This is a genomic window from Bacillus nakamurai, from assembly GCF_001584325.1.
Classification (GTDB): domain Bacteria; phylum Bacillota; class Bacilli; order Bacillales; family Bacillaceae; genus Bacillus; species Bacillus nakamurai.
Map to the genome: position 1 here is coordinate 1 of NZ_LSAZ01000014.1, position 15,822 is coordinate 15,822.

14 protein-coding genes and 1 pseudogene are annotated in these 15,822 nt (G+C 44.0%); 9 read left to right on the plus strand and 6 right to left on the minus strand.

The features are described 5' to 3' along the window. Positions 1–40: 40 nt before the first annotated feature. Positions 41–919 carry a glycerophosphodiester phosphodiesterase gene (locus AXI59_RS08380; protein ID WP_061520036.1) on the minus strand — a complete coding sequence of 293 codons (879 nt, stop codon included), beginning with the start codon at positions 917–919 and terminating at the stop codon, positions 41–43. Positions 920–1,017: 98 nt separating this feature from the next. Continuing rightward, the gene (gene glpT / locus AXI59_RS08385; protein WP_061527923.1) at positions 1,018–2,352 is read right to left on the minus strand and encodes a glycerol-3-phosphate transporter; all 1,335 of its coding nucleotides are present in this window, start codon (positions 2,350–2,352) and stop codon (positions 1,018–1,020) included. A gap of 355 nt (positions 2,353–2,707) precedes the next feature. On the opposite strand from glpT, the gene AXI59_RS08390 reads away from it, so the two are divergent. Further along, positions 2,708–2,950, plus strand: a complete 243-nt coding sequence (locus AXI59_RS08390; protein WP_061520034.1) for a DUF2651 family protein — start codon at positions 2,708–2,710, stop codon at positions 2,948–2,950. 55 nt (positions 2,951–3,005) lie between these two features. Here the strand turns inward: AXI59_RS08390 and hpaB are convergent, their stop codons facing one another. The 3 genes from hpaB to AXI59_RS08410 all read right to left on the minus strand — a co-directional run bounded on the left by hpaB (position 3,006) and on the right by AXI59_RS08410 (position 7,694). Next, entirely contained in the window at positions 3,006–4,451 is a 1,446-nt protein-coding gene (gene hpaB / locus AXI59_RS08395) for a 4-hydroxyphenylacetate 3-monooxygenase, oxygenase component (protein ID WP_061520033.1), read from the minus strand. 896 nt (positions 4,452–5,347) lie between these two features. After that, positions 5,348–5,749 carry a ribonuclease toxin immunity protein CdiI gene (cdiI, locus tag AXI59_RS08405; protein ID WP_061527925.1) on the minus strand — a complete coding sequence of 134 codons (402 nt, stop codon included), beginning with the start codon at positions 5,747–5,749 and terminating at the stop codon, positions 5,348–5,350. A gap of 13 nt (positions 5,750–5,762) precedes the next feature. Continuing rightward, positions 5,763–7,694: a T7SS effector LXG polymorphic toxin gene (locus tag AXI59_RS08410; protein WP_061527926.1), complete on the minus strand. Its 1,932-nt coding sequence runs from the start codon at positions 7,692–7,694 to the stop codon at positions 5,763–5,765. A gap of 192 nt (positions 7,695–7,886) precedes the next feature. Here AXI59_RS08410 and AXI59_RS08415 point away from each other — a divergent pair, with 192 nt between their 5' ends. The 8 genes and pseudogenes from AXI59_RS08415 to trhO all read left to right on the plus strand — a co-directional run bounded on the left by AXI59_RS08415 (position 7,887) and on the right by trhO (position 14,170). Further along, complete coding sequence (locus tag AXI59_RS08415; protein ID WP_061527927.1) at positions 7,887–8,357, plus strand: helix-turn-helix domain-containing protein; 471 nt, start codon at positions 7,887–7,889, stop codon at positions 8,355–8,357. An 89-nt stretch (positions 8,358–8,446) separates the two neighbouring features. After that, positions 8,447–9,502, plus strand: coding sequence for an iron-containing alcohol dehydrogenase family protein (locus AXI59_RS08420; RefSeq protein ID WP_061527928.1), 1,056 nt, complete (start codon positions 8,447–8,449; stop codon positions 9,500–9,502). A 164-nt stretch (positions 9,503–9,666) separates the two neighbouring features. Further along, positions 9,667–10,428, plus strand: a pseudogene (gene purT / locus AXI59_RS08425) (formate-dependent phosphoribosylglycinamide formyltransferase); the annotation flags it as partial. A gap of 524 nt (positions 10,429–10,952) precedes the next feature. Next, on the plus strand, positions 10,953–11,486 hold the full coding sequence (gene pssA / locus AXI59_RS08430; protein ID WP_061520027.1) for a CDP-diacylglycerol--serine O-phosphatidyltransferase: 534 nt from the start codon (positions 10,953–10,955) through the stop codon (positions 11,484–11,486). Beyond that, positions 11,477–11,965 carry a DedA family protein gene (locus AXI59_RS08435; RefSeq protein WP_061520026.1) on the plus strand — a complete coding sequence of 163 codons (489 nt, stop codon included), beginning with the start codon at positions 11,477–11,479 and terminating at the stop codon, positions 11,963–11,965. Before pssA ends, AXI59_RS08435 begins: the two co-directional genes overlap by 10 nt. Next, the gene (locus tag AXI59_RS08440; protein WP_061520025.1) at positions 11,958–12,773 is read left to right on the plus strand and encodes a phosphatidylserine decarboxylase; all 816 of its coding nucleotides are present in this window, start codon (positions 11,958–11,960) and stop codon (positions 12,771–12,773) included. The genes AXI59_RS08435 and AXI59_RS08440 overlap by 8 nt, the downstream gene beginning before the upstream one ends. Before the next feature lie 43 nt (positions 12,774–12,816). Next, positions 12,817–13,095 carry a hypothetical protein gene (locus AXI59_RS08445; protein WP_061520024.1) on the plus strand — a complete coding sequence of 93 codons (279 nt, stop codon included), beginning with the start codon at positions 12,817–12,819 and terminating at the stop codon, positions 13,093–13,095. Between the two features lie 106 nt (positions 13,096–13,201). After that, positions 13,202–14,170, plus strand: coding sequence for an oxygen-dependent tRNA uridine(34) hydroxylase TrhO (gene trhO / locus AXI59_RS08450; RefSeq protein ID WP_061527929.1), 969 nt, complete (start codon positions 13,202–13,204; stop codon positions 14,168–14,170). A 40-nt stretch (positions 14,171–14,210) separates the two neighbouring features. On the opposite strand, the gene gltP is transcribed toward trhO, so the two are convergent. Beyond that, complete coding sequence (gene gltP / locus AXI59_RS08455; protein ID WP_061527930.1) at positions 14,211–15,461, minus strand: glutamate-aspartate/proton symporter GltP; 1,251 nt, start codon at positions 15,459–15,461, stop codon at positions 14,211–14,213. Positions 15,462–15,822: the final 361 nt, after the last annotated feature.

A 15,822-nucleotide genomic window follows, 5' to 3' on the forward strand; every position in this document is an offset into this window, starting at 1 on the left:
AAAACGGGGGTCAGTCCCTGATACCGCAAGGTTTTTTTCTTTATCCTTTTTTCACCCGCTGAAACACATCCGGGTAGTTTGTAAACACGCCGGTCACGCCCCAGTTCAGAAGGCGGTGCATGTCCGCTTCTGTGTTTACCGTATAAGGGTGTAAAAGAAGACCGTGATTGCGAATCGTACGGACGTTTTCAGCATTGAGCGCTTTGTAGTCCGGTCCGATGCCGACTGCGTAAGTTTTGATTTCGTTTAAATCAGCATCAGTCATTGAAGAAAGCTGTTCGGCCTCTAACAATTGTACGGTCGGCATTTTCGGGTCTAATGTTTTGATCTTCAGCAAGCTGTCTTTGCTGAAAGATTGAATGATAACTTGTCCCGGTTTTGCATGCTTTCCTGTCAATTTATATTTCTTCAGTGAGGCGATCAGTTTTTCTTCCATTCCCGGGTAAATCTCAGGTGCTTTTGTTTCAATATAATAGTTTGCGTGTCTGCCGAAACGTTTTAACACTTCATCGAGCGTAGGAACCTTCAGGTCGGCGTATTGGGGCTTTGCTTTTTCCGGATAGGCTTTATTAAACCAGGAACCGGCATCAAGCTTTTTAATCTCAGCTAATGTATGGTCTTTCACCCAGCCTTTTCCGTTTGTGGTGCGGTCGAGTTTTTCATCGTGCATCACAATTAACTTGCCGTCTTTTGTCATTTGTAAATCCATTTCGATATAATCTGCTTTCATTTTCCGGGCGGTTTCGTATGAAAGCATCGTGTGCTCCGGCACATATCCCGAAGCACCTCGATGGGCAATCGTTAACACTCTGTCAGGAGACAGCAGGTTTCCTTTTCCCTTTGCCGATACAGGTGTGACGATGAAGGACAGCAGACCGAAAGAAAGCAAAACCAAAGCGAGTAATCTATTTTTCCGCATTTTTTCTTCCCCCTTATAAACTATCAATATCTGTCTTTATCTTAGAAAGCGGTTGTAAATTGCGTGCAGCAGAAATATTAATCTTTTATGTTGTTTTCTTACACATGCTCCGCTCTTTTCCCTGTATTCCAAGTAAGCGCTAAGAATACAATAGACAATACACAAGAACCGACCAGCATCATAAAGCCTCCGGTCCAGTTAAAGCGGTCAACGACAAAGCCCATGATCGCGTTGGCGAAAGCGGAACCGCCGATATAGCCGAAAAAGCCAGTTAACCCCGCAGCTGTACCGGCTGCTTTTTTCGGTGCAAGATCAATGGCCTGCAAACCTATCAGCATAACCGGTCCGTAAATCAGGAAGCCGATGCTGATGAGCGCGATGTTATCGACAAGCGGGTGGCCGGCCGGATTCAGCCAGTACACCAATACAGCGATAAACACACCGGCCATAAACAAGACGCCTGCAGGTGCGCGGCGGCTTTTGAAGAAACGGTCGCTGATCCATCCGCATAGAATCGTTCCCGGAATTCCTGCATATTCATAAAGGAAATAAGACCAGCGTGAGTCTTCCGGTGAGAATCCCTTCGCTTCTGTTAAATAAGTCGGCGCCCAATCAACGACACCGTACCGGACAAAATATACGAACACATTTGCAAACGCGATATACCAAAGAAATTTATTGTTCAGGACATATGTAAAAAGGATTTCTTTGGTGGTCATTTCTTTTTCCTGATCTTTAAACGCATGTATCGGATAGTCATTCCGGTATTCCTCAATTGGCGGAAGTCCGCAAGATTGAGGGGTGTCCCGAACCAGCAGAACGATCACAAATGAAATGACAATCGCAATGATGGCAGGAAAGAAAAACACGCTTTTCCAAGTGACAAACATGGCGATTCCAAGAGTGACAAGCGGTGCCAGAATCCCTCCGCCAATATTGTGGGCGACATTCCAAATCGACATCTTCGTCCCGCGTTCACTAATGGAGAACCAATGGGCCATTGTCCGCCCGCATGGCGGCCAGCCCATCCCTTGAAACCAGCCGTTAATAAACATAAAAATGAACATAATGGTCACGCTTGAAGTGACCCACGGCATGGAAACAAACAAGATATTTACGACACCTGACAGAAATAAACCCGTCGCGAGGAAGTACCTCGGGTTGCATCGGTCGGACACCATGCCCATAATAAATTTACTGAAGCCGTAAGCAATGGATACAGCTGCAAGCACCAGCCCCAGCTCGGTTTTTGAAAACCCTTGTTCCTGAAGATAAGGAATGGCGAAGGCAAAGTTTTTCCTCAGCAAATAGTAGCCCGCATATCCGATGAAAATTCCTAAAAACACTTGCAGCCTCAGCCGCTTATAGGCCGCATCCGTCTTTGACTCATCCAGTCTATCAATGTGCGGAGCCGGCTTAAAAATCTGAAACATAAAATCCTCCCCTTTGTTGAACGTCTATCATGATGTATGTATGACACTCCCTTCTGTGAAAATGACAAAAAAGAACCAGAAATCACCCCTGTTAAAAGGGGGGGTTATTCTGGCTCTCCTCATCTCCATCCAAAAACGATTAACTTGTATATGATAGCGCTTTCTTAAATTATCATAGTCTGGAAGGAATGTAAATGGTTTGTGAAAAATTTCATTTTTTAAATAAATTGTAAGAGGGGATTTCAGCCTGAAAGCGAAGGTGTTTTCATCACGGGAAAAGCTTTCTGTAATCGTTTTGGAACGCGGGCATATGATGTGTTAGGCCGATGTAAGAAATGCGAAAGGAGTGCATAGGTTGATAGATGAATTGGATTTTGCGTTCGGCGTGCTGCCGCTTTGTATCATCATATTGTCAGTCGCCGGAACGTATCTTTTTAAAAACGCGTATGTCATGCCGCTTGCCGCCTTGGCGGTTTGCCTCATATGTACGTTTACCGTATTGAATAAAACGTTTATAGGGTGGGCTTTGCTGTATACGCTTGTGTCTTTAGCGTTATCGCATATTACGATGGTGGTACTCAGAAAAAATAAAGAATAGGGGCGGCGGTTCCCCAAAAAGCGGTAAGAAGCAGAGATTGTTTTCTCTGCTCTTTTTATTTATAGATGTTTAAGAATTTGCTTATAGCCTCAACTTGTTTTTCTTTCGGATAACTATTGTATAAAAGACTGGATAAGCGGACAGGGTCCCCGAAGAAGTACCTTTCATATTGGGTTTGCCTTGTACCGAAAGGGCTCATGGTCAGATCCCATGCCAGGCGGAAAATTTTCACCCGGTCCATGGCATTCGTTTCGGTCGCCTGTAAATATTGATCAAGATCTCCCCTGATGTCAGAAGCAAAGGCTTTTTCAGTCGGCAGCGTAACCATTCCGCTTGCTCCAATCAATTGAATAATCTCCGTGAAGCGGGGATAGATTTTAGGGAAGACAGCGCTGATCACCCGCAGAGGGATCACGCTGGGCCTCATATATCCCCATTCATCCGTCTCTGCGTCATTCTCGGATTTTTCCAATAGCGCCTTCATTGTTTCAAGGCCGATAATGACTTCTGATATTTTATCCTGGATATGCTGATATTCACTTACATTAATCGTTTCTACTAGAGTCTCAGCAAGGCCCAGCAGGAATTCCGTTTTGACAATTTGCCTGGTGACGACTTGATGAAATGCAAACGCATTAAACGAGCTTTTGAGGATGAATTCATTAGCTGCTTCACCATTGTCGTAAAAAAATACACGATCCCACGGAACTAAAACATTATCAAACACAACGATCGAATCCATTTCTTCATATCTTGAGCTGAGGGGATAATCATATGAGGATTCCCCTAAAACGAACGATTCCCTGCAAATAAACTTAACTCCCTTTGTATTTGAAGGGATAGAAAAGGCAAAGGCTTCATCTGTCTCAAAATAGAGTCTCGGAGAAGAAATAACGAGCACTTCATCCGTTAAGCCGCCTTGTGTAGCAAGAAGCCTGGCGCCTTTAATCACGATGCCTTCTTCATTTTTATCAACTACTTGTGCGGAAATCGGCTCTTTAGAAAGTTGAAAGTTCATCTGAGAGCGGTTCACCTGAGGCGTAATAAATGTATGTGTAAACGAAAGATCCTGTTTCACAGCACGTTCGTACAGCGCTTGAATATTTTCTGGAAAACAATGTTCCCGTCCATGTAACAGCGGCGCAGAGGAAGCAAAACTCATGACCACGGTATTCATGTAATCAGGGCTTCTGCCCATCATTCCATGCGTATGCCGGGCCCAGTGCTCAATCATCTTTCTTCGTCTTCTTAAATCATCTTTCGTTTTCGGCTGCAGGTATGAAAGCCCGGCCCGTTCTTCTTTTCCTGGCAAACAGAACGTCATCTGATCTTTTATGCCCGGTTCTGTTTGCAAATCATAAAGAGAGCTCTTCGTTTCCAGAAGGCCCTTAAATGCAGGATGCTCAGAAATCTTTCCCTCAACTCTTTTACCATCAAACCAAATGTCATTCTCAAGCCCGTTTAGCCGATCAATAAACGTTTTGCCATTAATGATTCCCATAATGTCTCTCCTTCTTCATTTACGAGTTTGACTATTTTATTATATTGGAAAAGAAGTATGGCTGTTCTAGGTATTCCGGTTGGGAAAAGCCTTTTTTAGAAAGAAATTTTCGGAGTATACACGAAGGGAGAACCTTATATTGGTGAGAACGAGGATAATCTATCTCAAAATAATGTTTGTTCTTTTTTTATGAAAAAACCCCCTTATGAAAGGGGGTTCACTATGTCTTTATATCTTTGTTCAAGAACGAAATCAATCATTCCGACAATACGGGCATTTTCGGATTTTTCTTTGAAGTTTTGTGAGATTTGTATTTTTCGGTTGTTTTTGTAGACAGAAGCAAGCCAGAGAAATCCTATAACACCAAAAAATAATCGGCAAATCATTCCTGTTAAATGAGAAAGTTCATTGGTTGCAAAAAACATAAATAAGGTAAGCAACGTCCCGCATACTGTGATTTTTATAGAATGAGTAAGTGAAAGCCGAGGTTCGGAAAAATAGGTTTTTAACCTGTTGAGTGTAACGGAATCTTGTTTTTGAAGGTTTGTAAGCAGTTCCTTTTCGTTTTTACTGCTATTAAATCATTCTGATTCTGCTAGGTTTTTAATCTCTTCATATATTTGATTGTCAATTTTTACATCATCCTCCTTAAAAAAACTACATGAATACATTTAACAGTATTCATGTAGTAAAAAATGATAAACGTTACAGTGGTTGCAAGTCTATCAAGTCAAAACGGCTGAAGTTCTAAAAAGGGGGACAAGGACCAAAGGTTTTTCATGACTTTTGAGTAGTATATTTTCTGAAACCTTTTTAACGGGAATAAGAAAGCAGACCGCTACAATAGTCTGCTTTGCGTCAATCATTACTAACCCATTAGGGGATTCGAAAAATAATTAATCCTTCACATTATATTTTGCTTTTATTTTTAATAAGAGTTTTTCGGTGTCTTCAGTATGTTCAGGGTGTTTTTCGATATAAAAATCACATGCCGCTTCTAGGTAATTACATAGTTCTTCGTGTGTTACGATATCTTCCCAATCTTCGTCTGTACCGTAATAGAATAAGACTTTATTTTCTCCGAAATACTCTTCATCATTTTTATCAAATTCACTTGAAAACACTACTCCAACGGTATCCCGCCTTACGACATCTTCTTGAAGAAAACCATTCAGGATGTCTTGAAAATCGTAAAGCAAAATAAACTCTACCAAAACATCTACTACATGACTTTTATTTAAATTTCGCTTTTTAAAGTACTCTATACATGATTTGCTATCCTTAAAAATATGTTCCACAAAACTTGCTCCTTTATTTTTCGAATTCGATTACTGGGAAAAAGTTATCAATTTCTCCAGTTTCAATATTTCTAATCCCTTCAAATTTCAGCCCTTCACTTGAAATACCGTATATTTTTTCTTTATTTTGTGTTGTTAAGGCTCTTTTCCGATTGTTGTTTAATCCTTCATCCATTGCTTCCTTCCCTAACTTCACAATTTCCTCGTTAGAAATTACATTCGGGTCGTAAACGGTTTTTTTAAGAGGTGTAACTCCTTCTTTAGGCACAAATTTAAACTCGCCAGTACCTTGTCCTCGATAATCTTTTATTTCAACTTTCAATCTATATTCGATATCATATACACCTTTAATATCTGGATGCTCAAGTTTTTGGACTTCTTCTAATTTGTATTGTCCGTTGTTGTGGAAGTATTTTTTGAATTCGTCATAGTTATGTCCGCCGCTTACACCATGGCGTTTGGTGCATTTTTTTACTTCTCCGGTTAAATGTTCTGCATAGTACCCCTCTTTATAGGTAAGGTTTCCATTCCCTTTACCCCCATGTTCACCCCCATCAATCCGCACAACACTTTCCTGCTTCTTATCCAATCCCTTCTCCATCTTCATAAGCGGAGATTCAATGCTGCCGGCTCCTTGTAAAGCGGGGTTCAGTTGATTGGAGTGTGGCCCTTTGAAGTAGGGTTTTGTTTTTTTACTGATAGTTTTTGCCACATTTTTCTGATCCGCGATAAAAGTCTTCGCTTCGTTCGTCACGAATTTCCCTGCTTTGGTTACTCCGGTGACTTTTCCGACGCCTTTTGCTCCTATGAGAGAGGCGACGGCGTAGGCGATGTAATGAGTGCGGCTGTAGGTGTCTCCGTGGATGATGTTGTCGTTCCATGAAGTTTTGAAGGATTGAACCATATAATCGAATGTTTCGGGTGCGCTGTAAACGGTGCTGATGAGTTCTTGCCCGGCTTTTGCTTGTTCTATAGCTCCGGCGCGTCCTTGTGCTCTTTGCAGCCAGACGGCGATATCGTAAGCGCCGATGACGGCGTCTTTTCCGGCGTCCCATATCCCGAGCGTGATGCCTTTTGCTCCGTCGATGAGCATTTGTCCGGTTTGGCGCATGGCTTTTAGCTGGACGAGGCTTGAGTAATATTGTAATTGTTCGGCGCTCATGTTGTCAGCCCCGAGTTCTTCCGCAATGTTTACATATTCATCCGGGTCAGTGGTGCGGTCCAGTTTTTTCTGTAAAAAGGCGGTTTCTTCCTGCTGTTTGATTTTGATGTATTGATGGGCTTGTTTTTGTATATCGGCTTTTCTTTTATATACGTCAGTGTCGTAAAAGGCTTTGGCGTTAAAAGCCATCGGGCCTCCGGCTTTACTTGTTAAGTCGGCAAGTGTCCGGAAAAAGGCGTCAGCTTCGTGTTCAAGTGCTTCAGATTCAGCATACTCGTGCAGCAGTTTTGCATCGAGTTTATGTAAGTGTTCTGCCGTTTGCCGTTTTTTGTGCTCAGCGGCGTCCAGTTTGCCGGTGACAGCGGATTTGTCAAACGGCGATAAGGGCAGAATATCGTCAATTGACCTTAAAATTCGGCTGATCTCGTCGTGCTGGCCGTCAATGATATGGCGGGCTTTCCCGCCGGCATGCTCCAGCTCACTTTCAAGAAATGATTCTTCCAGCAAGTCATTTTGGCCGAATCCTGCCTGTTCTATTTCTCTCGGAATGCTTTTGAAAAAAGAGATTTTCATGTCAAAGAGATCAAGCCACAGCCCTGCCCCGGAGGCTTGTTCATTGTAAAAGGCTTTAATGGCGTCCGCGCCTCTCCCTGTCATGGCATCCATATTTGCAATGTCGTGAAACTGTTGTTTCAGAGCGGCCATTTCATCTCTCGTTTTTTGATAAGCTTTCAGACGGCTGTCGGCTGAGTGAATGAGAGTGCTGGTTTCGAGTAGTTTCATATCCAGTGTCCTTTCGCCTGATTTTCTCTAACCGTATTTTACCATGATGATTCCAATTTCTGATCATGATTTGAGAAAAAGAGGAAAAAAGGTTCTTTTTTACTGATTCTTTTGATTCATTTAAAATTGATCCGATATAAAAAAGGCGCCCGGCGGTGTAAAATGTCATTATTCATAAGTGTGGAGGTTAAGATGGATCAAGATTATATCACTGAGCTTGTCTCAGTCCAGTTAAAGCGTATCCGGTCGGAGAGGGGTTATACCCAAGAGAAAATGGCAGATGTGCTCGGGCTTTCAAAAAAGTCGCTGGTGCAGATTGAGAAAGGCCGCTCGCTTGCGGGATGGGCGCATGTTGTGGCGGTGTGCGCGCTGTTCAGAACAAGTGAAGCGCTGCAATCTGTATTGGGAGATGATCCGCTGGAGGTGATAGAAACGGTTGCCCACCGCACGATTGACAGGCCCAAAGGGAAGACAATGGGCGGCAAGGTATGGTGGAAAGCAATCGAGAAAAAAGGAGAATTCCGCTTACAGCAGCATTTGATTTCGCACCATTACCGCATATTGGATTCCTATGATGATTTGTGGTTCAGCAGCTTTGAAAAGCAGGAGGCGTTAGAGCGGCTGGATGAGCTGTATTTCGAGGCTGAGGAGGCGAAACGCTGATCTAACGCTTCCTTATATCTCAGGTTGATGTATTTTCTGACAAATGAGAAAATACATTTTATTAGAATCCAATCAAAGGAGAGATTCATATGAAGCCTGAAGACATCGTGCGAAGCGGCCCGAATCAATACATATGCAAGGAAGGAATCGCAAAAGAGCTTCCCGGGCTGTTGGAGGTATTCAGAAAACCTGTTATTGTGAGCGGAATCAAATCCTATCAGGCGTTTGCCGATTACAGCGGCCATTCTTCTTGGGATGTGATTCAGCATAAAGGATACTGTTCACCTGAGTCGGTGCGACAGATCTGTGATCAGGCGGGGGATGCTGATGTGATCATCGGTATCGGCGGCGGTACGGTGTTAGATGCGGCGAAATCGGCGGCAGACCTGCTGGACATTGAAGTTGTGATGGTTCCTTCCATTGCGGGAACATGTGCCGCAAGTACGCCGTTAAGTGTCATATATGATGACAGAGGCAATTTTATCAGAGTGGATTATCATAAGCGTTCAAGCTATGTAACGCTCGTTGATCCGTTATTATTGCTTTCGTCTCCCATCGAATATTTTAAAAGCGGAATCGGTGATACGCTTGTAAAGTGGTATGAAGCGGAGGCTGTCATCAGAAATACGGAGAATACGGTGTCTTTAATGGCGCAAACAGGCCTGCGGCAAGCGGTATATATCCGTGATTTGTTATTGAAATACAGCGGGCAAGCCGTTGAAAGCATGGAGAAAGGTGAACTGTCCGTACCGTTCATCCATACGGCAGAAACGATCATCACTCTTGCAGGCACGGTTGGCGGTTATGGCGGCCGTTTGTGCAGAATGGCGGGGGCGCATGCGGTTCACAACGGACTCAGCTTTATTGAAGAGACGCATCAGGTGCTTCACGGCCAGAAGGTTGCTTACGGTATATTGGTGCAGCTTGCGTTAGAGGAGCGGAGAAACGAGATTCAAGAGCTGATCCCGTTTTACCGCCGGCTCGGGTTTCCCGTCCGCCTCAGCGGCCTTGGCATCGATAACAATCAAGAGGAAGCAAAGCGGCAAATCGCTGCCCATGCCTGCAAAGCGGAAGAATCGTTATGCTTAATGGGGGACTATGGAGAGAAGGACGTGGCGGCTGCGATCGAGTCGCTTGAATTATAGGGAAAAGACAGGATAAGGGACGGTTCTTATCCTGTCTTTATTTTTTGAATATTTCCGTTATAATGAGTGAGGTAAAGAGAGGGAGGGGCAAAAGGACATGTATCAGGCGAAGAAGATGTTGTTATTAGGATCAGGCGAGCTGGGGAAAGAAGTCATCATTTGAAGAATTTACAGAAGCAGCGGAAAAAATCGGCTTTCCGTGTGTGGTGAAGCCGCTGATGAGTTCTTCCGGGAAAGGACAGAGCGTGTGCCGTTCAGCTTCCGAGCTGAAAAGCTGCTGGGACATGGCGATGGAAGGCGGCCGTGTGAAAAACGGCCGTGTGATCGTGGAGGAATTCATTCCGTTTGAATCAGAAATCACCCTTTTGACGGTTCGCGCAGCAAACGGAACGTCCTTTTGCGCGCCGATCGGCCATGAACAAAAGGACGGGGACTATATTGAATCGTGGCAGCCGCATCACATGACGGATCAGCAGATAGAAGAGGCAAAACATATCGCGAAAAGCATAACGGACGAGCTTGGCGGATATGGCTTGTTCGGGGTTGAGCTTTTCCTTGCAAAAGATAAAGTATATTTCAGTGAAGTGTCTCCGCGTCCGCATGACACCGGACTCGTGACCCTTGTAACACAGAATTTATCAGAGTTTACGCTGCATGTCCGCGCGATTTTAGGATTCCCGATTCCTGACATCACACAGCTGTCGCCGGGGGCAAGCCGGCCGCTGAAAGCGCCGGAAGAGCTGGCTGATTATACGATCGAAGGTTTGGAGAGGGCTTTGTCTGTATCAAATACTCAGGTTCGGGTATTCGGAAAACCCGTCACGAAAATCGGGCGCCGTATGGCGGTTGCGCTTTCTGCTGCTGAAACGGTTGAACAAGCGAGAGAAAGAGCGGCCGAAGCGCTCAGCCATTTGTCTGTTAAATAGATTTCCGTGCAAAAGGTGTCTTTACCGTAAGGGTAGAGACGCCTTTTTTATTTGGGCAGACTATATACTGGAAAACGGGCTTATGAGATAATGTACTGGTTAATTTTACATAAGCTAAGGCGTGTTTTCATTTTATGAAACTTTTCAAGCCTGCAATCGTTATATGTAATGTTCTCTTTTGAAAGGGAAGAAAATAAAAATTACATCAAATGGCTGGAATGTTTTTGTTTCTGCAGCAGCGGACAAACTTCCTGTTTGGCATTACGATTTTCCGAGACACGGGTCATGGTATATTTAAGCAGAACATTAAAGAATAGAGATGAACCCGAATGTTTAACTTAAAACGAACAGCTGCAAAAAACAAAAATCACCAGAATAGATTGTTCAAATAACGCCAAATGCTGTATAATAAAAGAATTTGAATGATAGCATTGAAAGAATTTCATTTTATGTTTCCATAAAATGTTTTCATTATGCATACGCAGTCCGATTTGATATGGTTTTAATTGGAGGTTTGTGTAACTGTGAATTATATACCTAGTATGATTACAATTGGAAATTTTATTTGCGGGCTTCTCTCGATTCATTCCCTTTTGTATCATAATATTCATTCTGCGGTGATCTTTATTTTCACCGGAATGTTTCTTGATTTCTTCGACGGTTTAGTGGCTCGTAAGCTGAACGCCGTTTCGGAGATGGGGAGGGAGCTTGACTCATTTGCTGATCTCGTCACATTCGGCGTGGCGCCGTCCATGCTTGCTTATAGTGTCTCATTATATACGATTCCGTTTATCGGAATTTTTATCGCGCTTTCCTACAGCATCTGCGGGATGATCCGTCTCTCGAGATTTAATATTGAACAAAGCAAGCTGCCGACATTTATCGGCATGCCGATTCCGTTTGCGGGCATGTGCCTCGTGATTTTAAGCTTTGTCAATAATTCCATCCTGTTGGGTGTCGGAACGGTTGCACTCGGTTATTTAATGGTCAGCAACATTAAATTTCCCCATTTTAAAAAACAGGCGCCTGAAAACCTGGAGAGCAGAAGATGGAACTAGTTCAGCAATTAATTTCTGATTACGGATACATCGCGATTTTTTTAATGCTGACGCTTGGAATTATCGGATTGCCTGTTCCTGATGAAGTCATGATGACGCTCGTTGGCTACTTCACGCATTTAAAGGTGCTGAATTATGAGCTTTCCATTCTCATCAGCTTTATCGGTGCGCTTTTGGGGATGATCATCAGCTACCTCATCGGCAGAAAAGCAGGCCGCCCATTTATTAATAAGTTCGGGAAGTGGGTCGGTCTGAAGGAAAAGAGAATGGAGAAAGTAGACAGGTGGATGAAGAAATACGGGCCGTACACGATTATTTTAGGCTATTTCATCCCCGGAGTCAGACATGTGACCTGTTACTTTTCAGGTATCGGCAGAATGGATTTCAAAACCTATTTTTGCTTCGCTGCCATCGGAGCGTTTTTATGGTGTTTTATTTTTATTACTATAGGAAAATTCATAGGAGTAATCAATGTTTAATACTGCTGTAAAAGTTCTTTACCGTTCACTGATTGAACTGACAAATAATCGTTTTACGTCTTATCTCATTAAGGGCTTCTGTGAATCGAAGCTGAGCAAGCCGATGATTCCGCTGTTTTCTAAACATTATCGCATCAACTGGAATGAAACGGAGCGTACAGCTTCTGAATTTGATTCACTGGCGTCCTTTTTCATCCGTGATATTAATCTGCATCTCCGCCCCGTGGCAAAGGAGTCCAATGCCGTTGTCAGCCCGGTGGACGGCGTCGTTCAGACAGTGGGGAAAATTAACCCGAACCAAACCTTCATGGTGAAAGGAAAAGATTATTCGTTCGCAGAACTGACGGGGTTTAAAAGCGCCGATCATAAATATAACGGAGGCTATTTCGCCGTTCTTTACCTGAGCCCGAGACATTACCACCGTTTTCATTCTCCGATCAGCTGTACGTATCAGAAGCTGGCCGAGCTTGGAAAACGTTCCTATCCCGTCAATCAAATGGGATTAAAGTACGGAAAAGACGTTCTCTCAAAAAACTACCGCTGTGTGTATGAGCTGACCCAGGATTATAAACAGATGCTCATGATTCCGGTAGGCGCGATGAATATTAACTCTATCGTTCAGACCAGCACAGGAAACCGGCTGGAAATGGGCGAGGAGCTGGGATATTTTTCGTTTGGATCGACCGTTATTTTAGTTTTCGAGAAGGATATGTTTACCCCTTCGGATAACCTGACAGAAGGCCGCGAGATTCAGGTCGGCCAGACCATTGGTTATGCGGAGTCACATGAGGAGGCGCCCGCTTTATAAAAGCTGCTCCTCTTTTTTATATGGTATAAGGAAGGTGACCGGTGTGGAAGAAAAGGATGTGGCAAAGCAGATTGAACAGTATCAGTGCACAGGCGATAAACAGCTGCTTGAACAAATACGGGACGCCTGCTGGCCTGTGGTCGAAACACTCATTCTGGAATTGGGAGAAGACAGCGCCGATTTGCTTCGGGAAAAAGGCCGGGCCCGTTTTCCGTTTATCATCAGCAAGTATCAAACGGCTGTCCGGCTTCCGATAGAGACCTTTTTACGCAATACGTATCGGTTTTATTTTCAACAGGTGTTAAAAGAAGGCAAAGTGTGACTGGAAGAAAGAGTACAGACGGAAATGTTCATCTTTCACACATTTTCCTGTATGATATAGTAGAGTGTGCATCATCATTAATATAATTGAACAGGGTGTATAAATCATGGAAAAACAATATAGAGTTTTACTTTATTATAAATATGTAACGATTGAAGAGCCTGAAGAATTCACGGCTCAGCATTTGGCGTTTTGTAAGGAGCTTGGTTTGTTAGGGCGTATTTTGATTTCTGAGGAAGGCATTAACGGTACGGTGTCCGGCACGATTGAACAGACAGATAAGTACATGCAGGCGCTTAAAGCTGATCCTCGATTTGCCGATATGCCGATCAAAATTGACGAGGCTGACGGCCACGCGTTCCGAAAAATGTTTGTCCGCCATAAAAAGGAGCTTGTCACACTTCGATTGGAGGATGACGTTGATCCGAATGAAATAACGGGAAAACATTTGAAGCCGAAAGAATTTTATGAGCAAATGCAGGATCCTGATACGATTGTCATTGATGCCAGAAATGATTACGAGTACGATCTTGGCCACTTCCGCGGAGCGGTCAGACCTGATATTGAGGCTTTCCGCGAACTGCCGGAATGGATTGAAGGGCATAAAGACATGCTCGAAGGCAAAAAAATCCTGACGTACTGCACAGGCGGCGTCCGCTGTGAGAAATTCTCAGGCTGGCTTTTGAAGCAGGGCTTTGAAGACGTATCCCAGCTTGACGGAGGTATCGTTACTTACGGCAAAGACCCTGAAGTGCAAGGAAAACTATGGGACGGACAGTGTTACGTATTTGATGAAAGAATCAGCGTGCCCGTCAACCGTGTAGAACATGTGATTATCGGAAAAGACTACTTCACCGGCGAACCGTGCGAGCGTTATGTGAACTGCGCAAATCCGGCATGTAATAAAAAGATGATCTGCACACCGGAAAACGAATACAAATACATGCGCAGCTGCAGTCACGAATGCCGTACAAACGAACGCAACATGTATGTGAAAGAGCATGAGATGACGCCGGAAGAAATCAATGAAAGACTCGCTCTCATTGAGAAGGAAGACCATGCGGCGATTGATTAATAGAAAGAAGACCGCCTGAATCACAGGCGGTCTTTTTTGTTTACATACTTTCTGTTTGGGCCGGCTGTTCTCGTGTGACAGGGCCTTTATAGTGGAAAGCTTTTTCCCATTTTGACACGACGATACAGGCGACCGCATGGCCCGGTACGTTCACGCCCGTTCTTGCCATGTCCATTACACGGTCCACACCAGCAATAATGGCGACGCCCTCTGCCGGAAGCCCGACGGCGTTTGCGGTCGCCAGAAGCACGACGAGTGAGCCTGACGGGACGGCGGCAATGCCCTTGCTTGTCATCACAAGCACAAGCATCATGAGCAGCTGCTGAGAAAGCGGCATTTCCACATGGAATGCCTGAGCTAAAAAGATGCAGGAAACAGATAAATACAGGCTGGAGCCGTCGCAATTCAGCGACAAACCTGAGGGGACTACAAAGGAGACTACCCGTTTCGGACATCCGTATTTCTCCATGCGATCCATCAGCTGAGGCAAAATGGTTTCAGTGCTTGTTGTGGAAAAAGCGATCAGAAACAGATCCCAAATCATTTTCAGCACTTCAAAGTATTTGATTTTAAAGAGAAGGCCCACAATTGGAAAGAGAACAAACAGGATCAGAAACAGTCCGAGGAACACGGTGCCGATCAGTTTCAGCATCGGAAGCAAAAGCGCGATTCCGAATTGGCCGACTGAGGCCGCCATAAGAGCGAGAACACCGATCGGAGCGGTAACCATCACCATTTGCGTCAGCTTGAACATGATGTTAGCGGTAGATTCAAAGAAATTCATGACAGGGGCGGAGGCTTTTCCGATGCCGGCGGCGGCAACACCGAATAAGATCGCGAAAAAGATGACGGCAAGAAGATCATTTTTTGCCATGACATCAATGATGTTAACGGGGATAATATCAAGAAGCATTTGTTTCAGATCAACTACTTTTTCCGTATAGCCGGAAAGCTCATGAATATCTTTTTTGGCCAAATGAGAGAGGTTAAGGCCGACTCCCGGCTTCAGCACGTTGGCTAACAATAGGCCGATGCCGAGTACAAGCGTTGTAATCACTTCAAACCAAATAATCGTTTTGATGCCGAGGCTGCCCATTTTTTTCATACTTCCGCTGCCGGCCGCTCCGATGACGATTGTAGAGAACACGATCGGCACAACAATCATTTTAATCAGGCGGATAAATCCGTCCCCGATGGGCCGCAGCGCCATCCCGAAATCCGGGAAAAAATGGCCGATGACTGCCCCGATGACCAAGGCGATTAAAATTTGAAACGCGATAAATTTTCTCAAGCGAATCCCCCTTTTACTTACGCATTTCTTACGTAATTCGTTAAACAGGCGGAAACCACCTTCCTCTCTGCCACAAAATTGTCACAGAAATTGACAGTCTGAAAAGAGAGGATGGTTTAGATTATGTAAGCGCAAACATTGAATATGACAGAAAGTCCTCATGTGAAAAAAAGGAAGGGCATATGATAAAAAAGAATTTTGGTAAAAATTATAATTATTTTGCCGATAATGCTAGTAACAGTGGTATATTTAATAGGATACTTTCAACTGCATTCTCATTTATCTGTGCATAAACGATTCGGACAGAGGAAACATGCAGCTTATAGAAGACTGAAAATTCAAACAATTAAAAGAAAGGTGT